The sequence below is a fragment of the Chryseobacterium sp. 2VB genome, from assembly GCF_005503635.1.
Lineage (GTDB): Bacteria > Bacteroidota > Bacteroidia > Flavobacteriales > Weeksellaceae > Chryseobacterium > Chryseobacterium cupriresistens.
In genome coordinates this window covers 50,019-70,016 of sequence record NZ_SCNC01000017.1, presented here as the reverse complement: position 1 = coordinate 70,016, position 19,998 = coordinate 50,019, and the positions used below count along the sequence as shown (strand labels likewise).

General features: G+C 37.6%; 21 protein-coding genes. 20 read left to right on the top strand and 1 reads right to left on the bottom strand.

Features of this window, described 5'->3' with window-relative positions; translation table 11 throughout:
• The first annotated feature begins 11 nt into the window (after nt 1-11).
• From rbfA to FFS26_RS15625, 7 genes are all read left to right on the top strand, one after another.
• Nucleotides 12-371 carry a 30S ribosome-binding factor RbfA gene (rbfA, locus tag FFS26_RS15655; protein WP_002983518.1) on the top strand — a complete coding sequence of 120 codons (360 nt, stop codon included), beginning with the start codon at nt 12-14 and terminating at the stop codon, nt 369-371.
• A gap of 3 nt (nt 372-374) precedes the next feature.
• Complete coding sequence (locus FFS26_RS15650; RefSeq protein ID WP_137905485.1) at nt 375-1,580, top strand: ABC transporter permease; 1,206 nt, start codon at nt 375-377, stop codon at nt 1,578-1,580.
• A 79-nt stretch (nt 1,581-1,659) separates the two neighbouring features.
• A complete protein-coding gene (locus tag FFS26_RS15645; protein ID WP_137905484.1) occupies nt 1,660-3,453 on the top strand; it encodes an endonuclease in 1,794 nt (597 codons plus the stop codon).
• Nucleotides 3,454-3,516: 63 nt separating this feature from the next.
• A complete protein-coding gene (locus tag FFS26_RS15640) occupies nt 3,517-4,254 on the top strand; it encodes a shikimate dehydrogenase family protein (RefSeq protein WP_137905483.1) in 738 nt (245 codons plus the stop codon).
• Between the two features lie 74 nt (nt 4,255-4,328).
• Nucleotides 4,329-6,128, top strand: a complete 1,800-nt coding sequence (locus FFS26_RS15635; protein ID WP_137905482.1) for a DUF349 domain-containing protein — start codon at nt 4,329-4,331, stop codon at nt 6,126-6,128.
• 64 nt (nt 6,129-6,192) lie between these two features.
• Complete coding sequence (ribD, locus tag FFS26_RS15630) at nt 6,193-7,218, top strand: bifunctional diaminohydroxyphosphoribosylaminopyrimidine deaminase/5-amino-6-(5-phosphoribosylamino)uracil reductase RibD (protein WP_110009630.1); 1,026 nt, start codon at nt 6,193-6,195, stop codon at nt 7,216-7,218.
• A gap of 95 nt (nt 7,219-7,313) precedes the next feature.
• Nucleotides 7,314-7,919, top strand: a complete 606-nt coding sequence (locus FFS26_RS15625) for an IMPACT family protein (protein ID WP_110009658.1) — start codon at nt 7,314-7,316, stop codon at nt 7,917-7,919.
• Here the strand turns inward: FFS26_RS15625 and FFS26_RS15620 are convergent.
• The gene (locus tag FFS26_RS15620) at nt 7,916-8,626 is read right to left on the bottom strand and encodes a zinc metallopeptidase (RefSeq protein ID WP_171006330.1); all 711 of its coding nucleotides are present in this window, start codon (nt 8,624-8,626) and stop codon (nt 7,916-7,918) included. The two genes, FFS26_RS15625 and FFS26_RS15620, sit on opposite strands and share 4 nt — an antisense overlap.
• Nucleotides 8,627-8,730: 104 nt before the next feature.
• Between FFS26_RS15620 and FFS26_RS15615 the strand changes: the two genes are divergently transcribed.
• The 13 genes from FFS26_RS15615 to FFS26_RS15555 all read left to right on the top strand — a co-directional run bounded on the left by FFS26_RS15615 (nt 8,731) and on the right by FFS26_RS15555 (nt 19,997).
• On the top strand, nt 8,731-9,858 hold the full coding sequence (locus FFS26_RS15615; RefSeq protein ID WP_110009631.1) for a GNAT family N-acetyltransferase: 1,128 nt from the start codon (nt 8,731-8,733) through the stop codon (nt 9,856-9,858).
• Nucleotides 9,859-10,358: 500 nt separating this feature from the next.
• Nucleotides 10,359-10,730: an NADH-quinone oxidoreductase subunit A gene (locus FFS26_RS15610; RefSeq protein WP_137905481.1), complete on the top strand. Its 372-nt coding sequence runs from the start codon at nt 10,359-10,361 to the stop codon at nt 10,728-10,730.
• A 103-nt stretch (nt 10,731-10,833) separates the two neighbouring features.
• Nucleotides 10,834-11,394, top strand: coding sequence for an NADH-quinone oxidoreductase subunit B (locus FFS26_RS15605; RefSeq protein WP_002983540.1), 561 nt, complete (start codon nt 10,834-10,836; stop codon nt 11,392-11,394).
• A gap of 6 nt (nt 11,395-11,400) precedes the next feature.
• Nucleotides 11,401-11,895 carry an NADH-quinone oxidoreductase subunit C gene (locus FFS26_RS15600; RefSeq protein ID WP_110009632.1) on the top strand — a complete coding sequence of 165 codons (495 nt, stop codon included), beginning with the start codon at nt 11,401-11,403 and terminating at the stop codon, nt 11,893-11,895.
• A gap of 62 nt (nt 11,896-11,957) precedes the next feature.
• Nucleotides 11,958-13,181, top strand: coding sequence for an NADH dehydrogenase (quinone) subunit D (gene nuoD / locus FFS26_RS15595; RefSeq protein ID WP_002983543.1), 1,224 nt, complete (start codon nt 11,958-11,960; stop codon nt 13,179-13,181).
• A 121-nt stretch (nt 13,182-13,302) separates the two neighbouring features.
• Nucleotides 13,303-13,812 (top strand): complex I 24 kDa subunit family protein, encoded by a 510-nt coding sequence (gene nuoE, locus FFS26_RS15590; RefSeq protein ID WP_062675585.1) that lies wholly within the window; start codon nt 13,303-13,305, stop codon nt 13,810-13,812.
• A gap of 102 nt (nt 13,813-13,914) precedes the next feature.
• Nucleotides 13,915-15,273, top strand: coding sequence for an NADH-quinone oxidoreductase subunit NuoF (nuoF, locus tag FFS26_RS15585; RefSeq protein ID WP_002983547.1), 1,359 nt, complete (start codon nt 13,915-13,917; stop codon nt 15,271-15,273).
• A gap of 7 nt (nt 15,274-15,280) precedes the next feature.
• Nucleotides 15,281-16,192 carry a hypothetical protein gene (locus FFS26_RS15580; RefSeq protein ID WP_137905480.1) on the top strand — a complete coding sequence of 304 codons (912 nt, stop codon included), beginning with the start codon at nt 15,281-15,283 and terminating at the stop codon, nt 16,190-16,192.
• Nucleotides 16,193-16,233: 41 nt separating this feature from the next.
• On the top strand, nt 16,234-17,232 hold the full coding sequence (locus tag FFS26_RS15575) for a 2Fe-2S iron-sulfur cluster-binding protein (protein WP_137905479.1): 999 nt from the start codon (nt 16,234-16,236) through the stop codon (nt 17,230-17,232).
• An 89-nt stretch (nt 17,233-17,321) separates the two neighbouring features.
• A complete protein-coding gene (gene nuoH / locus FFS26_RS15570) occupies nt 17,322-18,383 on the top strand; it encodes an NADH-quinone oxidoreductase subunit NuoH (RefSeq protein ID WP_110009634.1) in 1,062 nt (353 codons plus the stop codon).
• An 88-nt stretch (nt 18,384-18,471) separates the two neighbouring features.
• Nucleotides 18,472-18,870, top strand: coding sequence for a four helix bundle protein (locus FFS26_RS15565; protein WP_137905478.1), 399 nt, complete (start codon nt 18,472-18,474; stop codon nt 18,868-18,870).
• Between the two features lie 72 nt (nt 18,871-18,942).
• Nucleotides 18,943-19,500, top strand: coding sequence for a NuoI/complex I 23 kDa subunit family protein (locus tag FFS26_RS15560; RefSeq protein ID WP_002983553.1), 558 nt, complete (start codon nt 18,943-18,945; stop codon nt 19,498-19,500).
• Nucleotides 19,500-19,997, top strand: a complete 498-nt coding sequence (locus FFS26_RS15555; RefSeq protein ID WP_137905477.1) for an NADH-quinone oxidoreductase subunit J — start codon at nt 19,500-19,502, stop codon at nt 19,995-19,997. The genes FFS26_RS15560 and FFS26_RS15555 overlap by 1 nt, the downstream gene beginning before the upstream one ends.
• The last annotated feature ends 1 nt before the right edge of the window (nt 19,998 follow it).

Genomic DNA, 19,998 nt, shown 5'->3' with positions numbered 1-19,998 from the left:
TTGCAGAAATTATGGAAAGTAACAGACAAAGAAAAGTAGCACAGATCATTCAGGAAGACTTCGCGGAGCTTTTCCGCAAACAGGCTGCAGAAAGCAAACAGAGCATATTGGTATCTGTTTCGGATGTAAAAGTAACTGCCGACTTAGGAATTGCCAAAATTTATTTAAGCATTTTTCCACAGGAGTTCCGTACCGCTGTGATGAAGGAGATTGAAGAAAACAAACCTCAATACAGAAATTTCATTGGCCAGAAAATGGCAAAGCAGGTGCGTATTATTCCACAACTTAACTTTTACCTGGATACCGCTCTTGATGATGTTGAAAGACTGGAAAGAGAATTAAGAGGCGAAGGCGACAATCCTGTTTTATAGATCTTGAAGAATATTGCATTTTACATAGCATCCAGATACCTTTTGGCTAAAAAAGGAAGTACTGCCGTTACGTTCATTACGTGGCTGGCCGTGGGTGCCATGACGGTTGCTGTGGCTGCAATGTTCGTCATTATTTCGGTATTTTCAGGACTTGAAGACCTGAATAAAGACCTCATTTCCAATCTTCATGCTGATCTTACTTTAAAAAGCACTTCCGGAAAAACAATTAAAAATCTGGATAATGTCACAAAAACTCTCACCAGCAACAAAGAAATCAGCAGTTTCTCCCGTGTTATTGAAGAAAAAGTATACATCAGCTTCAACGGAAAGGGTGACATTGCCTATTTAAGAGGTGTAGATTCTGCCTATGTGAAGGTAAATCCTATCAATAAAGAAGTATTCTACGGAACGTATCCAAGTTTCAGATACTCCAATGAGGTATTGATGGAGAACAGTCTGGATAACAGACTATCAATTCCTGTAGATTCTTCCAATCATTATGCAACAGTCTTCATGCCCAAACCGGGAACAGGGATTATTACCAAGGAAGAAGACATCTATAATAAAAGAGATATTCTGGTAACGGGTGTTTTCCCCGGAAAAGACCAGCTGGACAATTATATCGTTTCTCCTATTGAGCTTACGGAAGAATTGCTTAGTCTTCCTAAAAATTCGGCTTACCAGATTGTTATTAAATTGAAAAATCCGGAAAATGCAGATGCAGTAAAACAAAGTCTGCTTTCTTCACTCGGAAAAAATATTGAGATCAAAACCAAGGAAGAAGAGAATGCTGCTTTCTGGAAAATGATCAACACTGAAAAGCTTTTTATTTACCTGATCTTTGCATTGGTCATCTTTATTACCACCTTTAATCTTGCCGGAGCAATTATCATCCTTCAGCTTGATAAAAAAGAGCAGGCAAAATCATTGATATCACTCGGCTTCCCTTTAAGCCACTTAAGAATGACCTATTTCTACACCGGACTCCTGATTGTTATTTCCGGAGTAATTACCGGATTAATTCTTGGAACAGCACTTTGCTATTTCCAGCTTTACACAGAATTCTTCAGAGCCAATGAGGTTCTGCCATTCCCGGTAAAAATTGTAGGAAAGAACTATCTTATTGTAGCCCTTACGGCTTCCTTATTTGGAATCACTATTTCTTGGTTCTTTTCAAAAATCAGCAAAGAATATATTACTAAAAACTAATATTTTAAGTATATATATTACACACAATTAATATACTTGGGTTTCATTTTTTCGTACCTTTACGCCCCAATTTTAAAAAATGAAACAAATTTTATCTTTTTTTCTTTTAAGCGTGACATTTATAAGCGCTTTGGCACAGGCTCCGGCTGGATATTATAACCAATCACCGACCTTAACAGGTGCAGCTCTGAAAACAGCTCTGAAAACTATTATCAGCAACGGACATATAGACAATGGCTATGGAGGTTTATGGACTGGCTATGCCAATACTGACCGTGATTATTTTTATGAAAATGATGGAACTATTCTGGATATTTATTCTGAAAATCCAAATGGGCCAGATCAATATAATTTCACCTTGGGGACCAGTCAGTGCGGATCTGCCGGATATTCTAATGAAGGTGACTGCTACAACAGAGAGCACGTTGTTCCTCAAAGTTTGTTCAACAATGCCTCCCCAATGGTAGCTGACATTCATTTTATCCGTGCTACAGACGGAAAAGTAAACGGAATGAGATCCAACTACCCTTTCGGAATTGTAGGAACCCCTTCTTTCACCTCTAAAAACGGATCAAAACTAGGCACATCTGTATCTGCAGGATATGCAGGTACCGTATTTGAACCCATTGATGCTTTCAAAGGAGATATCGCAAGAATGATTCTTTATTTCGTAACAAGATATGAGGATAAACTTCCTAATTTCACTACTGGTGATATGCTTGGCAACACCGCATTTCCGGGATTACAGCCCTGGGCACTTAATCAATATTTAGCATGGAATGCAATGGATCCGGTATCGCCGGAAGAAATTGCCAGAAACAATGCTTCTTATACCTATCAGGGAAACAGAAACCCTTTCATTGATCACCCTGAATATGTTACCCAGATCTGGGGAGCTCCGGTTATTGACAGCCAGGCCCCTACAGCAGCAACCAATCTTGTTGCCAGCAATCCAACTTCAAACTCTATTGCTTTAAGCTGGACAGCTGCAACAGATAATGTAGGAGTAACGTCTTACCAGATTTACGCCAACGGAACATTAAAAGCTACTGTTTCAGGAACAACAACATCTACTATTGTTTCAGGATTATCCCCGCTTACTCAATATACATTCTATATCATTGCTAAAGATGCTTTCTCAAACTCTTCTCCACAAAGTACAACCGCTACAGAAACCACTCTTGACACACCTGCCGGAGGAGGAAGCTGCGGAACTGAAAATTTTGAAATGATCACCGGTCCTGTAAATACATACATGACAGTAAACTGGACCAATAATGGAATTTCATGGACTGCTACAGACGCAAGAGTTGACCAGACCATCAATAATAAAGCTATTACCATAAAAAATGGAACTTTAACAAGTTCAACTTTCTCAGGTGGAGTTCAGAGTTTAACATTAACAACTCAATTGAAATTCTCCGGAAGCGCAGGATACTTCAATGTTCTTGTAAACGACGTCAATGTAGGAACTATTCCTTACAGTAATGTTGTTACTACAACTACCATTAATAATATAAATGTAAGCGGAAATGCTGTCATTAAACTGACCAATTCTTCTCTTACCAACAGAGTTGCTCTGGATGACCTAAGCTGGACATGTTTCGGAACTACTTTGGCTACTACCGAAAACCAAAATGATAAATCAGCGTTTACCATCTACCCTAACCCGGTAAGAAATAATGAATTATTTGTAAAAGGAGAAAACCTTAGCAAAATTTCAAAAGCTGACATCTATGATCTTTCCGGAAAATTAATTGAAACGATTGCCAACCCTTTCAGACATTCAAATAGGATCAGCCTTAAAGGTTTGCTTAAAGGAACTTACATTCTGAAAACAGATAATTTCTCTACTAAATTTATCGTAGATTAATTATTAAAAAATATTTCAAATTAAAAGACTGGATTTATCCGGTCTTTTTTTTACTTTTGATAGATGGATTCCAATAAAAAATTAGGATTGATAGGACGAAACATTTCCTATTCTTTTTCTAAAAAATTCTTCGAAAACAAGTTCCAAAAGCTCATGCTGAAGAACTTCTCCTACGATATTTTTGATCTGAACGAAATTAATGAAGTAGAAAAACTTTTTACGTCTCCGGACCTGTTAGGATTCAATGTAACGATTCCCTACAAAGAAAAAATAATGGATTATCTGGATGAATTAAGTGATGAAGCGGAGAAAATAGGCGCCGTAAACTGCGTTCTTATTCAGGATGGTAAGAAAACAGGCTATAATACAGATGCATTCGGTTTTGAAAAGACGCTTCTTTTGCACAGAAAATCGTCACAGGATAAAGCTTTGATTTTAGGAAACGGAGGAGCTGCAAAAGCCGTAAAATATGCATTGGATAAACACAGTATTCCTTCAGTCACCATTTCCAGAAGTACGGAAATCAATTTTGAAAATCTTGATCAGGAAACTGTTGCCGACCATAAAATTATCATTCAGTGTACGCCGGTAGGTACTTTCCCGAATGTGAAAGACTGTCTTAATTTTCCTTTTGACGGGCTTTCTTCAGATCATTTGGTTATCGACCTGATTTACAATCCCAACTACACCCAATTCATCATCAATGCCTCTGAAAAAGGAGCAAAAACCGTGAATGGCTACTATATGCTTGAACAGCAAGCAGAAAAAGCCTGGGAAATTTGGAATTTTCAAAAAAAATAACATAAATTAGTACTTTAATTGGCCTTACAGCTATATTTAAAGGATATTAACGCCACTCACATAAAAGATTTGCTATGACTACAGAAAACAATCTTTCTGAAAACGAAGAAAAGAAAAATCCTAACGAAGTATCTCAGGACACATCAGAAAACACGGTTTCTCATGATGCAAACCACCATGACGATGATACAGAACACCTGGATGAACATGAAGAAGAAATTTCCCTTGCCGATGCTTTAAAGGAAATGGAAAAAATCATCAACACTCCCAATGCCGGTGAGAATTTCAAAAGATTCAATCAGCTGAAGGAAAAAGCAAGTCATTATATCCATGATGAAGTGGAAGATAAAAAGCATGAATATGTAGAAGCCGGAAATCCTGTTGAAAATTTCAGCTATGAACATCCATCTCAGGCAAAGTATTCTGCATTGGTTAATATCTTCAAGGAAAAACATGATGACTTCCAGAAAGGACAGGAAGAAGAACAAAAGAAGAATCTGGACCACCGCCAAAGTATTATCGAAAGACTTAAAAATCTATACACAAGCTCAGAACCGGGAATCAATCTTTTCAAATCTATTCGTGAGATTAAAGAAGACTGGTCAAAAGCCGGACAGGTTGCCAAGTCTGAATTCAAGATTCTTAATAATAATTATTTCCACCATCTGAATCAGTTTTATCAGATGCTGGATCTGAATAAAGAATTTCTGGAACAGGAATACAGCCACAACCTGGAAAAGAGAGAACATATCATTGCCCGTGCCAAAGAGCTTGAAAATGAGCCTGTAATTCAGAAAGCGTTAAACGAGCTTCAATATCTTCACAAACTCTGGAAAGAAGAAGCAGAGCCTGTTGCTGAAGAGTTCCGCGAAAAAACATGGGAGGAATTCAAAGAAATTTCCAACAAAATTCACGAAAGAAAGTCTGAACTTTCCGCATCCATTGAAAAAGAGCAGGCTGTGAACCTTGAAAAGAAGAATGAGATCATCGCTGAAATCAAGAAACTGTCTGAACCTTCGGAAACGCCCAACCACAACTACTGGCAGAATGCCATTAAAAGAGTGGAAGATCTGCGTTCTGAATTCTTAAAAACAGGAAGTGTTCCAAGAAAACTTTCCAACCAAAACTGGAATGACTTCAAAACGACACTAAGAGGTTTCAATACAACGAAAAACAACTATTATAAATCGTTGAAAGGTTCTCAGCAAGCGAATCTTGAAGAAAAATTAAAACTGATCCAGACCGCACAGGACAATATGAATAATGAGGAATGGGATATTGCTGTTCCGTTATTTAAAAAACTTCAGGAAGACTGGAAAAAAATCGGCCACGTTCCAAAGAGCATGACCAATAAAATATGGGATGAATTCCGTGACGCCTGTAATGCATTCTTCAACAATTACAGAGAGAAGAGCAATACTTCTACCGACAACTGGAAGGAAAACTATAAAAACAAAAAAGCACTTCTTGATGAACTGAAAGAAGTTTCCAATGAAGAGGGAAGCATCGAAAGAATTGAGCAGATCAAGACTTCATGGAATAACATCGGAAAAGTTCCGAGAGACAAAATTTCAATCAACTCTGAATTCAACAAAACATTGAGAGAGAAATTGAAAATAAACAAGATCAACGAGCTTGAGCTGAAAGAAGAAGGTTTATCGGAAAATCAGCTTACCGACAAAGCAAGAAAGATCAAAAATCAAATCTCTGATCTTGAGGCAGAAATCGTAAAACTGGAAAACAACCTTTCTTTCTTCAACAAACCGTCGAGAGAAAACCCTCTGTTGAAAGATACTTATAACACGATTGATGAGAAAAAAGCTCATCTTGAAACATTAAAACAAAATCTCCACAGCATTATCAGCGGAGAATAATACATAACAAAATGAATAAAGGCGGAGCAAAGCAATTTGTCTTCGCTTTTTCTTTTTATAAAACATGAACAACGACGAATTTTATATTAAAAGATGTATCGAACTGGCTCAAAAAGCTCTCGGCAACACCTATCCCAATCCTCTTGTAGGAAGCGTTATAGTGCACAATGGGGAAATTATAGGTGAAGGATATCATCATAAGGCGGGAGAAAACCACGCAGAAATCAATGCCATCAATTCCGTTAAAAATAAAGATCTGATCCCGGAATCAACGATCTATGTATCACTCGAACCGTGCGCCCATTATGGCAAGACACCGCCTTGTGCTTTAAAGATTAAAGAACTGGGCTTTAAAAAAGTGGTGATTGGTGCTATGGATTCTCATGACAAAGTGAACGGCAAGGGAAAAAAAATCATTCAGGATGCTGGAATTGAAGCCGTATCAGGAATTCTTGAAAAAGAATGCATTGAACTGAACAAAAGATTTTTCACCTACCACGAAAAGAAAAGACCCTATATCATTTTAAAATGGGCAGAATCCGGTGATGGTTTTCTTGATAAAGATTTTAAACCGACTGCTGTTTCAAACTCGTTAGTGAATCAGTTTGTTCATCAGTTAAGAGCTGACGAGCATGCCATTTTAGTAGGAACTCAAACTGCATTCAATGACAATCCAAGTCTTACCGTAAGAAATGCAGAAGGAGTAAACCCTGTCCGGATTTTAATTGATTTTGATCTAAAAGTTCCTGCCAGCTTCAATATTTATAACAATGAAGCAAGAACATTGGTTTTAAATTCTGTGAAAGAAGGTATTGAAGGACATATTCAATTCATTAAAATCAACAAGGCTGATTTTCTGGCTGAACTCATGATGGCATTGTATAAAGAACAGATACAGTCAGTTATTATCGAGGGCGGCCGTTTTACGCTGCAGGAATTTATTAATGCAGGTCTCTGGGATGAAGCAATAGTGATAAAAAATGAAAATCTTATCCTTGAAAATGGTACAAAAGCCCCTGAATTCAATTATACACCTACTAAAGTTGAAAACTTCAGAGATAATACGATCTCATTTTTCAAACAAAAATAAAATAAAAGCCGTCTAAACTGACGGCTTAATTTATGATCATGGTGCAGAATCGTAAAGCATTTAATATTTTTGCATCAACAAAGCAGGAACCTCCAATGACGTTTGAATATAAAACCATAGAAAAACCCATAGAAAATACTCTTTTAAAAGAAAAAGGGAGCAAATTCATCGGATTTGCTTTCCCGGTAACCAATGAAAAAGAATTAAAGAGTGCGCTGGAAAAGATCAGAGAAGAACATCCGAAAGCTACTCATCACTGCTATGCCTTCAGAATGGGATTAAATGGTGAAAATTACCGTGCCAATGATGATGGTGAGCCTTCCGGAAGTGCAGGTTTACCAATTTACAACCAGCTTCTGGCTAATGAAATCACGAATGTGCTTGTCATTGTTGTCCGTTATTACGGGGGAACCAAATTAGGGGTTTCAGGATTGGTAAAAACCTATAAAGAATCGGCAAAGATCACATTGGAAGAAGCCAGCATCATTACCAGAGAACTGGAAATAGAAGTAGAGATCAGGTTCAACTTCAATCAGCAGAACACGATTTTCACCTTGCTTTCAAAATTTGATGCTAAAGTTTTGAACTTCGATGCGAATGAAAACTGTATTCTTACCGCCTCACTGAAACTGGCACAAAAAGAAAGCATCTCAGAAAAGCTTTCCGAGATGCAATATGTTTCATTTGAATTTAATGATTAATCCCTTCTTCCTCCAAGAAGCAAAGATGCCCAGTAAAGAAGTTGTGCCAGAGAGCCTAAGGCTGCCACCACGTAAGTTCTTGCTGCCCATTTCAAACTATCCTGTACTCCAACAAATTCTTCTGCAGTTACAGTTCCCGTGTCTTTAAGCCACTTCATTGCCCTGTTACTCGCATCGTATTCTACAGGAAGCGTTACAAAAGCAAAAAGAGTGGTCATCGCAAACATTGCTACTCCGATAGCAAGAACAGTCGTATTTCCATTTGGGTTTTCAATTGTTCTTGATGCCGCCATTACTGCGATACCTGCAATAAGAACAAACTGCATCAGATTAGAACTAATATTTACAATCGGAACCAGTTTTGAACGTAAATTCAGCATAGAATATCCTACCGCATGCTGCACTGCATGCCCACACTCGTGAGCTGCTACTGCCGCGGCCGCTGCGTTTCTCTGCATATAAACACCCTCAGAAAGGTTCACTGTTTTATCTGCCGGATTATAGTGGTCCGTCAACTGCCCGGGTACTGATATGACCTGAACATCATTTATCCCGTTATCTCTCAACATCTTTTCCGCTACTTCTTTGCCTGAAAGGCCATTTCGAAGGTGTACATTGGAATAATATTCAAATTTCGATTTCAATCTGGACGAAACCCACCAGCTCACCAACATTGAAATACCAATAATGATATAATAACCCACCATTTTATATAAATTTTGTGTTTAATTTTACCCATAATCAAATAAAAACTGTGCCAAAGTATACGATATTATTATTTATATTTGTCCTTTAATTCCTCTCAAAAAACATGTCTACAGTTTCAATTATTGAAGTAAAAACAGCGGGTCAGCTCAAGCAATTCGTAAAGTTTCCGATGGATTTGTATAAAAACAATCCCTACTATGTTCCGTCTTTTATCAATGACGAAATCAACATCTGGAATGCTGATGAAAATCCTGCGCTTCAATATTCTGAGGCAAAACAGTATCTGGCCTATAAGAATGATAAGATCGTTGGAAGAATTGCCGTTCTGATCAATCATAAGGAAGAGAGAGAATTAGGAATTAAAAAAGTTCGTTTCGGATGGATCGACTTTATTGATGATGCTGAAGTTTCAAAGGCATTGATTCAAAAAGCAGTTGATTACGCTAAAGAAAAAAGTATTGACAAAATTGAAGGGCCTATGGGCTTCACCAATCTTGACAAAGCAGGAATGCTGGTAAAAGGTTTCGACCAGCTTGCAACCATGATTGGAATTTACAACCATGCGTATTATCCTCAGCATCTTGAAAACCTGGGTTTAACCAAAGAAAAAGAATGGGTAGAATTTGAAATCATTTTCCCTGAAACCTTGCCGGAAAAAATCCACAAGTTCAATCAGCTTATTTCTGAAAAGTACAAACTGAAAGTTTTAAAATTCAAAACGAAAGAAGAGATTATTCAGTATGTGGATCCTATGTTTGATCTTCTGGATGAGACTTATAAACATCTTTCCACATATACCCCTATTTCGGATGAACAGCGCAAAACCTACAAAGAGAAATATTTCAAACTTATTGATAAAGATTTCATTGTTTGTATTGCTGATGAACACAACAATCTGATCTCATTCGCCATTACAATGCCCTCTTATTCCAAGGCGTTGCAGAAGTCCGGCGGAAAACTGCTTCCATTCGGCTGGTGGCATTTTTTACAGGCAGGAAAGAAAAATGACAGAGCCAATTTTTACCTGATCGGTATTCACCCTGATTATCAGAGAAGAGGGGTCACTTCTATTATTTTCAAAGAAATCTGGGATATTTTCAGAAAAAAAGGAGTAAAATACCTTGAAACCAACCCGGAACTCGAAGAAAACAAAAGCATTCAGCTGCTATGGCAGGATTATAATCCGGTGAATCATAAAAGAAGAAGAACCTATTCAATGGAAATCAAATAATTGATACCGTCTTTTTACGATATAAATTTATCACCTAAACTTTGAATTTTATGAAACCGCAGCTCATTATATTTGCTATTTTAATTGCTGGATTTATCAGTTATAATATCTTTTTCCAGTCACCTGATGACAAAACAAACACCGTGATCAATATTCTTTTTGCGAGTATTCTTTTTGGTTACATTTCTTTTATGGCTTATACTCTTCTGAAAAAAATGAAAAAATAAGACCATAAAACAGTAGCAGCACTGGTTTGTCATGTAAGCTCTTTCGGGTATTAAATAAATTCAAAATATTCCAAATGCAGGGAAAGAGAGTCCGTCTTTCCACAGATACTACAAAAAATGGGGAAAAACACACCAAAAAAATAATCATAAAAAGCTAATTTTTATTGATTCTAAATTACCGGTTTAACTCATTTTCATCCTACTTTTAAGCTGATAAATTTCATGCTTTCTTGTTTATTCGCTAAATTTGCAAATTGAGATAATAATGCAAAAATGAATTTACCTGAAAGTTATATTCCAATCCTTATCCAGGCTGGTGTAGCAGTAGGATTTGTAGCAGTTTCTTTGCTTGGGGCACATTTCTTGGGGCCACAGCAGAAAAAAGGAAACTCTGTAAAAAACCAAAGCTGGGAATGTGGGGTTCCTGTAGAAGGAAATGCCAGAACACCGTTTTCTATCAAGTACTTCCTGACTGCGGTATTGTTCGTACTATTCGATATTGAAATCGTATTCTTTTATCCTTATGCTGTCAGCTTCAGAGAATTCGGTATGGAAGGATTCCTTGCCGTACTTACATTCGTTGCGATATTCTTCGTAGCGTTTTTCTATGTCTGGAAACGCGGTGCGCTGGATTGGGATAAATAAAGTAATTATAAATTTTAATTAAACATTTTAGATGGTGATTTTAAGTTATGCCATTAAGAATTAATTTAAAATCTAAAATTTAAAATCTAAAATCATCTACAAGATGTCAGATAAAAAACCAGTAATAAGAACAGATGCACCTGCTCCCGAAGGCTATGAAGGAGAAGGGTTTTTCGCAACAAAACTGAGCAGTGTAATCGGAATGGCAAGAAAGTTTTCACTTTGGCCGTTACCATTTGCAACCTCTTGTTGTGGTATCGAGTTTATGGCTACCCTGAACCCGACATATGATGCTTCAAGATTTGGTATGGAAAGAAACTCTTTCTCTCCAAGACAGGCAGATATGCTGATGGTTTGCGGAACTATATCAAAGAAATTGGGACCTGTCCTGAAAGAAGTGTACACTCAGATGGCTGAGCCGAAATGGGTGGTAGCAGTTGGAGCTTGTGCTTCCAGCGGTGGTATTTTTGATACGTATTCTGTACTTCAGGGAATTGATAAAATTATTCCGGTAGACGTTTACGTTCCCGGATGCCCTCCAAGACCTGAGCAGATCATTGAAGGTGTAATGCAGGTACAGGCTCTTGCAGAAAGCGAAAGCATCAGAAGAAGAGACATGCCTGAATATCAGAAATTATTAGATTCTTACAACATAAGCAACTAAACGGAAATGACAAACGAATTTGTATTAGAAGCAATCACAAGAGAATTTCCGGAATCTGTTATTTCAAGTTCAGAACCTTATGGGATGCTGACGATTGAAGTGAAGAAAGAAGATATTAAGAAAATCATTCACTATCTGAAAGATTCATCTCTGGAATTTAATTTCCTTACGGATATCTGCGGTATTCACTATCCTGAATTCCCTGAAAAGGAAATTGGCGTTGTATACCATTTGCATAATATGATGGCCAATTTCAGATTACGTCTGAAAATCTTTATGTCCAGAGAAAATATTGAAGTAGACTCTCTTGTAGATCTGTATGTAGGAGCCAACTGGATGGAAAGAGAAACGTTTGATTTTTATGGGATTAAATTTAAAGGACACCCGGATCTGAGACCTATCCTGAATATGGAAGACCTGGGATACCACCCAATGTTGAAGGAATATCGCCTTGAAGACGGTACAAGAACCGACAAGAACGATAGTATGTTCGGAAGATAAAAAAGCGAATGGCCAATGGCAGCTAGCCAATAGCCAGAAGCAAATAGCTAAAAGCAATCATTATGAAAGATAACTCATTATCTAATATACTAAACCAGTACGAAAGTAAGGAACAGATTGACGGACAATTATATACCCTGAATCTGGGACCTACCCACCCTGCTACGCACGGGATTTTCCAGAATATCTTAACGATGGACGGAGAGAGAATCCTTCATGCTGAGCAAACCGTAGGATATATCCACAGAGCATTTGAGAAAATTTCCGAAAGAAGAAACTATTCTCAGATCACTACCCTTACGGACCGTATGAATTACTGTTCTGCACCAATCAATAACTTAGGCTGGCACATGACAGTAGAAAAACTGATTGGCGTAGAAGTTCCAAAACGTGTAGACTATATGCGTGTTATCCTGATGGAGCTTGCCAGAATCGGTGACCACCTGATCTGTAACGGGGTAACCGGGATGGACTCAGGAGCTATTACAGGTCTTACTTATATGTTCATCGAAAGAGAACGTATTTATGATATGTACGAACAGATCTGCGGAGCCAGAATGACTACCAATATGGGAAGAATCGGAGGATTTGAAAGAGATTTCACTCCTAAATTCCATGAGCTGATCAAGGATTTCTTAAAAACATTCCCGCCAAGATTCAAAGAATTCTGTACTTTATTAGAAAGAAACAGGATTTTCATGGACAGAACCATCGGTACAGGAGCTATTTCTGCCGAAAGAGCTTTAAGCTACGGTTTCACAGGTCCGAACTTACGTGCAGCAGGTGTAGATTACGATGTACGAGTTGCACAGCCTTATTCTTCATACCAGGATTTCGACTTCATTATTCCGGTAGGAACTTCAGGAGACACTTACGACCGTTTCATGGTTCGTCAGCAGGAAGTCTGGGAATCAATCAAAATTATCAAACAAGCATACGAAAATCTTCCGGAAGGGCCATTCCATGCGGATGTTCCTGATTTCTATCTTCCTGAAAAGGCAGATGTATACCAGAAAATGGAAGCATTGATCTACCATTTCAAAATCGTAATGGGAGAAACCGATGTACCGAAAGGAGAAGTTTACCATGCTGTAGAAGGTGGAAACGGAGAATTAGGTTTCTATCTTGTGAGTGACGGAGGAAGAAGCCCTTACAGACTTCACTTCAGAAGACCATGCTTCATCTACTATCAGGCATACCCTGAAATGATTACAGGTTCTGTAATTTCAGATGCCATTGTAACAATGTGTAGTATGAATATTATTGCGGGAGAATTAGACGCATAATTAGAATTTAGAAAATAGATGAAAGATAAACGACTTTCATCACTCAATATAAATTGAATTTAGAACACGAATTTCAGAGTCTATTCTCTCTTTTTCTATGTTCTTTAATCTTAGATAAAAAATGAGCGAAACAATAGCTTTTAAACCGGAAAGTTTAGCACAGGTACACAAAATTATCGCAAGATATCCTGAAGGAAGACAGAAATCGGCTCTTCTTCCTGTACTTCACCTGGCACAGAAAGAATTCGGAGGATGGTTAGATGTTCCTGTGATGGATTATGTTGCTGGACTATTAAGTATCCAACCGATCGAAGTATATGAAGTGGCTACTTTCTATACGATGTTCAATATGAAGCCGGTAGGTAAATATGTGCTGGAAGTTTGCAGAACAGGACCTTGTATGGTATGTGGAAGCGAAAAAATCCTGGATCATATCAGAACCAAACTGAACATTAAAGACGGAGAAACTACTGAAGACGGGATGTTCACATTAAAACCTGCTGAATGTCTTGGAGCATGTGGATACGCCCCTATGATGCAGCTGGGGAAATTCTTTCATGAAAATTTAACGATAGAAAAAGTAGATGAAATCCTTGATCTTTGCAGACAGGGACAAGTTGCTTTAGACTAATAGAAATTTTAAATTCTAGATTTTAGATTTTAAATTATTCACTTAACGTTTAATCATAATTAATGCAAGAAGCCAAAAGCCTATTGCAATAAGCAAATAACAATGAGTAAAAAACTTTTACTTAAAGACGCACATATAGAAGGTATCCGCTACTTTGAAACTTACCGCAAACAGGGAGGTTACACAGCTGCTGAAAAAGCCTTGAAAATGACTCCTGACGAAATTCTTGAAGAAGTAAAAGCTTCGGGACTAAGAGGTCGTGGTGGAGCTGGATTCCCAACAGGAATGAAATGGAGCTTTCTGGCTAAGCCTGAAGGTGTTCCAAGGCACCTTGTTGTGAATGCGGATGAATCTGAACCCGGAACGTTCAAAGACAGATATCTGATGGAGTTCCTTCCTCATTTATTGATCGAGGGAATGCTGATTTCTTCTTACTGTTTAGGTTCCAATACTTCTTATATCTATATCCGTGGAGAATATTCGTGGATTCCGGATATCCTTGAAGAAGCTATTGAAGAAGCTAAAGCAGCAGGATTTTTAGGTAAAAATATTTTAGGAACCGGTTTCGATCTTGAAATCTACGTACAGAGAGGGGGTGGAGCATACATTTGTGGTGAAGAAACTGCATTGCTTGAATCCCTTGAAGGAAAAAGAGGTAACCCAAGATTAAAACCACCATTCCCGGCTGTAAAAGGTCTTTGGGAGAGACCAACAGTGGTAAACAACGTTGAATCCATTGCGGCAGTAGTTCCGATCATTGATATTACAGGTGCTGAGTATGCTAAAATCGGGGTGGGAAGATCTACAGGTACGAAATTGATTTCTGCTTGTGGAAATATCAACAAACCGGGTGTATATGAAATTGATATGACGATCACTGTAGAGGAATTCATCTATTCTGATGAATATTGCGGTGGTATTAAAGATGGTAAAAGATTAAAGGCTTGTATTCCTGGAGGAAGTTCTGTTCCGATTGTTCCTGCAAACCTATTGCTGAGAACCGTGAACGGAGAGCCAAGATATATGAACTATGAATCATTGGCAGATGGTGGTTTTGCTACCGGAACCATGATGGGTTCAGGAGGTTTCATCGTTTTGGATGAAGACCAGTGTATTGTAGAACATACCATGACATTGGCAAGATTCTACAATCATGAAAGCTGTGGACAATGTACGCCTTGCCGTGAAGGAACGGGATGGATGTACAAGATTTTAAAGAAAATCGAGAAAGGAGAAGGAAAAATGGAAGATATCGATCTGCTTTGGGATATCCAGAGAAAAATCGAAGGAAATACGATTTGTCCGTTGGGTGATGCAGCAGCTTGGCCAGTTGCAGCAGCGATCCGTCACTTCAGAGATGAATTTGAGTGGCACGTAAAAAACCCAGAGTTGTCTCAGACACAAAATTATGGATTGGCACATTATGCTGACCCTATCCCGGCTGTTGAAAAGAACGCATAAGTAAAAGATGAAAAAATTATTGGTGGTCGGCTTAATGATGTCGAATTTTGTATTTGCACAGAATAAAAAAACTGATACTGCAAATTATAACAGATCTGTTGAAGAGGATTTATCATATTTAGTAAGTGAGAAAGAGCAGATTAAAGCTGAGAGAAAGGAAAAACCTTTACCATTGAGCAAAAAAGGTCAGGTTTTCGTATTTTACGGTTGGAACAGAGCAGCTTACAGCAATTCTGATATCCACTTTACCGGAAATGGATACGACTTTCAACTAAACAATGTAACGGCACAGGACAGACCTACAAAATTTGGAATTGTCTATTTTGATCCAAGCTGGTTTACTGTAACACAGTATAATTTCAGAATAGGATATTTTATTAAAGACAATTTAGCATTGGTACTTGGGATAGACCACATGAAATATGTAATGGATCAGAACCAGACTGTAGGTTTCAAAGGTCATATTTCAGATCCTGAGTATGCAGCAATGGTTCAGAACGGGCAGGTTAATCTTGCAGATGAGAAGTTCCTTACTTTCGAACATACAGACGGGCTTAATTATGAAAACTTAGGTCTTGAGAAATACAAAAATCTTGTTCATAAGAAAAATATAGATTTAGTATGGTCTTATGGAGCCGGAATCGGATTTATGTTTCCGAAAAGTAATGTAAAACTTTTTGGTAACGAAAGAAGTGACCGTTTCCACGTTGCAGGGATGGGAACCGATATCAGATCCAGTCTTAACCTTGTATTCTGGAAAAACTGGATGCTGAGATTAGAAGGAAAAGCCGGTTATATCAATATGTGGGATATTAAAACTACATTAAATAACAAACCGGACAAAGCACGTCAGGATTTTGTTTTCGGACAGGTTCTTGGAGGAATTGGATATACATTTAATACAAAGAAATATAAATAACAAAGCCTATTGCTTAACGCATAAAGCTTAAAGCATATCATATGAGCGAAGAAGTTAAAAAATTCAAAATAACTATAGACGGACAGACTACTGAAGTTTTGCCTGGTACTTCTATTCTGGAAGCTGCAAGACAAATTGGTGGTAAATCTGTACCTCCTGCAATGTGCTACTACAGCAAGTTGGAAACCAGTGGAGGGAGATGTAGAACTTGTCTTGTAGAAGTTTCTAAGGGATCTGAAGCAGATCCTCGTCCTATGCCAAAATTAGTAGCAAGCTGCAGAACTAATGTAATGGACGGTATGGAAGTAAAAAATCTTACTTCTGAGAAAGCTCAGGAAGGAAGAAAAGCCGTTACCGAATTCCTATTGGTAAATCACCCGCTGGACTGCCCTATCTGTGACCAGGCAGGAGAATGTCATCTTCAGGACTTAGGATATGAGCATGGTGTTGAAAATACAAGAACAGAATTCGAAAGAAATACTTACGAAGCTGATGATCTTGGACCGAACATCAAATTAAATATGAACCGTTGTATTCTTTGCGCAAGATGCGTACTGACAGCCAACCAGCTTACAGAAACAAGAGAACATGGTATCCTTTTCAGAGGAGATCACGCTGAAATTTCAACGTATTTAAATAAAGCTTTAGACAATGACTTCATCGGAAACGTTATTGATGTTTGTCCTGTAGGAGCATTAACAGACAGAACAGCCCGTTTTGCAAGCAGAGTATGGTTTACAAAACCAATGAACGCTTCCTGCAAATGTGATAAATGTTCAGGAAAAGCTGTAGTATGGATGAAAGGTGACGAAATTGTGAGAGTTACTGCCAGAAAAGACCAGTGGGGTGAAGTAGAAGAATTCATCTGTGATACATGCCGTTTCGAAAGAAAAGCTTTATCAGATTGGAATATCGAAGGTCCCAGACATATCGACAGACATTCTGTAATTTCATTGAACCACTACGAAAAGCCTAAAGATGAGCTAAGAGTTTTAGATAATCCGATGGCTAAAGAAATCAGTGAAAAAGACGAAAAATAATTAATAAGACATCAGATTTCAGATACCAGACTTCAGACAGCAAATTAAATCTGACATCTAGCATCTGACATCTTAATATCTAAATAAAAATGGATTTACTTACATTTAAACTTATACTTGTACTAGCACTTTTTCTGCTGTCATTGACGATTGCAGCCTACTCTACCTGGGCAGAAAGAAAAGTTGCCTCTATTATGCAGGATAGAATTGGTCCCAACAGAGCCGGACCTTTCGGATTGCTGCAACCTCTTGCTGACGGTGGAAAGTTTTTCTTCAAAGAAGACTTTACGCCTGCCAATGCAGAAAAATTCCTTTTCGTATTAGGACCAGCGCTGGTAATGTTTATTTCATTGATTACAGGAGCTGTGATTCCTTGGGGTAAAAGTTTAAATATTGCAGGTACTTCTTTTGATCTTCAGGTAGCAAACATCGATGTTGGTGTACTTTTCATCATCGGTATGGCTTCCATTGGGGTTTACGGAATTATGATCGGAGGTTGGGCTTCGAACAACAAATATTCATTACTAGGTGCTATCCGTGCTTCTTCTCAGATGATTTCTTATGAATTGGCGATGGGATTAGCACTTCTTTCTATCATTATGATGTCTGGAAGTTTGGATTTAAAAGAAATCACTGAAAGTCAGACTACCGGAAAATTATGGGGCGTTATTCCATGGGTTTCAGGATTAAACTGGAATATTTTCTACCAGCCGATTGCATTCCTTGTTTTCTTTGTAGCTGCTTTGGCAGAAACCAACAGACACCCGTTCGATTTACCTGAGTGTGAATCTGAATTGGTAACTGGATATTCTACAGAATACTCTTCCATGAAATTAGGATTATATATGTTCGGAGAATACGTGAACATGTTTATTTCCAATGCATTCATGGTAGTTCTTTTCTTCGGAGGTTATAACTATCCTGGTATTGAATGGGTAACTCAGAACTGGGGAGAAAATGCTGCAGGGATTTTAAGTATCGTAGCATTCCTTACAAAAACAGTAATCGGAATTCTGATCTTCATGTGGATCAGATGGACACTTCCAAGATTCAGATATGACCAGCTAATGCACTTAGGATGGAAAACATTAATCCCAATGGCATTGGTAAACCTATTAATTACAGGAGCTGTAATTTTAGCGTTCCAGTAAATTTGAGATTTGATGTTTGAAATTTGAGATTCAACGAATTGACTTTAAATTAGTAATTTTAAGAGTAATAATTTCAAATATCAAATACATGGCAACGATAAATAATTTTGAAGATTTAGAAATATGGCAGCAGTCAAGAAGTCTTTGCCAATTGATCCAAAAAGAATGTTTGTTGAATCCAAAATTTCTAAACCACGATAAAAACCAGATTGACAGGTCATCTGCATCAATTATGGATAATATAGCTGAAGGGTTTGAAAGAGAAGGTAATAAAGAATTTATAAACTTTCTTACCATGTCTAAAGGTTCTGCTGGAGAAGTTCGTTCTCAATTAATCAGAGCTTTTGACCGAAATTATTTAGATGAAGAAGTTTTTAATTTTTTAAAAAGCCAAACAATATCTTTGTCTAAACAGCTGTCAGGATTTATAAATTATTTGAAGATGACAGACCACAACGGAAATAAATTTAAAAGAAATAATAATTAATAATTAAAGGTTTGAGAGATAAAATCTTACTAATAAATTTCAAATCTCAAACTTCAAATTTCAAATTATATAATGAAATTAACTAACAGATCAAAAGTTGTTTCCAATAAAGAAATGACCCTTGCTGAAAAAATCTACCTTCCTGCCATCTTTACAGGAATGGGGATTACATTTAAGCATGCTGTAAGAACCGTGATAAAGGGTGCTCCCGCAGTATATTCGTATCCGGAAGTACAGAAGCCAAGAACCACCATCTGGAGAGGCCAGCACGTTTTGAAAAGAGACGAAGAAGGCAGAGAAAGATGTACAGCTTGCGGACTTTGTGCGGTAGCTTGTCCTGCAGAAGCCATTACAATGACTGCTGCTGAAAGAACTAAAGAGGAAAAACATCTTTACAGAGAAGAGAAATACGCTTCAGTATATGAAATCAATATGCTAAGATGTATTTTCTGTGGTATGTGTGAAGAAGCTTGCCCTAAATCTGCCATTTATCTTACCGACAGATTGGTAGACGTGGAAACCAACAGAGGTTCTTTCATTTACGGAAAAGATAAACTAGTTGAAAAAATAAATGAAAGGATTGATATCACCACAAGACAATCCGAGAAACAAAAAAATGCGGTAAAATAATGGATCAGTTTTTATTTTTCTTGGTGGCGTTTTTAGCTGTGGCAAGTGCAGTTTACTTTGTATTTGCAAGAAATCCTCTTTATGCTATTTTGTCATTAATTGTTACGATGTTTTCAATTGCCGGAATGTACATTCTTCTCAATGCACAGTTCCTTGCAATTATCCAGATTATTGTTTACGCAGGTGCTATCATGGTCCTTTTCCTTTACATCTTAATGATGCTTAACCTTAATAAACAAGACGAAAGTAAGAAGAACAATACTTTAAAATTTGTTGGAGTTTTTACAGCATGTCTTTTATTAATTGGAATTTTAGGGGTATTCAGAGGAATTCAGGACCACCACATTGTTGTTGAAAATGTAGACAGAGGGGTTGGTCTTACCAAAAATCTGGGTAGACTTTTGTTTAATGAATATGTTTTACCGTTTGAGCTTGCTTCCATCCTAATTCTGGCAGGTATTGTAGGCGCGGTATTAATCGGTAAAAAAGATTTATAAA

Coding starts and splice junctions, on each gene's coding strand:
- nuoD (WP_002983543.1), top strand. CDS start 11,958: ATGAAAGATAACTCATTATCTAATATACTAAACCAGTACGAAAGTAAG.
- FFS26_RS15610 (WP_137905481.1), top strand. CDS start 10,359: ATGAATTTACCTGAAAGTTATATTCCAATCCTTATCCAGGCTGGTGTA.
- nuoH (WP_110009634.1), top strand. CDS start 17,322: ATGGATTTACTTACATTTAAACTTATACTTGTACTAGCACTTTTTCTG.
- rbfA (WP_002983518.1), top strand. CDS start 12: ATGGAAAGTAACAGACAAAGAAAAGTAGCACAGATCATTCAGGAAGAC.
- FFS26_RS15605 (WP_002983540.1), top strand. CDS start 10,834: ATGTCAGATAAAAAACCAGTAATAAGAACAGATGCACCTGCTCCCGAA.
- FFS26_RS15600 (WP_110009632.1), top strand. CDS start 11,401: ATGACAAACGAATTTGTATTAGAAGCAATCACAAGAGAATTTCCGGAA.
- FFS26_RS15620 (WP_171006330.1), bottom strand. CDS start 8,626: ATGGTGGGTTATTATATCATTATTGGTATTTCAATGTTGGTGAGCTGG.
- FFS26_RS15560 (WP_002983553.1), top strand. CDS start 18,943: ATGAAATTAACTAACAGATCAAAAGTTGTTTCCAATAAAGAAATGACC.
- nuoE (WP_062675585.1), top strand. CDS start 13,303: ATGAGCGAAACAATAGCTTTTAAACCGGAAAGTTTAGCACAGGTACAC.
- FFS26_RS15580 (WP_137905480.1), top strand. CDS start 15,281: ATGAAAAAATTATTGGTGGTCGGCTTAATGATGTCGAATTTTGTATTT.
- FFS26_RS15575 (WP_137905479.1), top strand. CDS start 16,234: ATGAGCGAAGAAGTTAAAAAATTCAAAATAACTATAGACGGACAGACT.
- nuoF (WP_002983547.1), top strand. CDS start 13,915: ATGAGTAAAAAACTTTTACTTAAAGACGCACATATAGAAGGTATCCGC.
- FFS26_RS15645 (WP_137905484.1), top strand. CDS start 1,660: ATGAAACAAATTTTATCTTTTTTTCTTTTAAGCGTGACATTTATAAGC.
- FFS26_RS15615 (WP_110009631.1), top strand. CDS start 8,731: ATGTCTACAGTTTCAATTATTGAAGTAAAAACAGCGGGTCAGCTCAAG.
- FFS26_RS15565 (WP_137905478.1), top strand. CDS start 18,472: ATGGCAACGATAAATAATTTTGAAGATTTAGAAATATGGCAGCAGTCA.
- FFS26_RS15555 (WP_137905477.1), top strand. CDS start 19,500: ATGGATCAGTTTTTATTTTTCTTGGTGGCGTTTTTAGCTGTGGCAAGT.
- FFS26_RS15635 (WP_137905482.1), top strand. CDS start 4,329: ATGACTACAGAAAACAATCTTTCTGAAAACGAAGAAAAGAAAAATCCT.
- ribD (WP_110009630.1), top strand. CDS start 6,193: ATGAACAACGACGAATTTTATATTAAAAGATGTATCGAACTGGCTCAA.
- FFS26_RS15625 (WP_110009658.1), top strand. CDS start 7,314: ATGACGTTTGAATATAAAACCATAGAAAAACCCATAGAAAATACTCTT.
- FFS26_RS15640 (WP_137905483.1), top strand. CDS start 3,517: ATGGATTCCAATAAAAAATTAGGATTGATAGGACGAAACATTTCCTAT.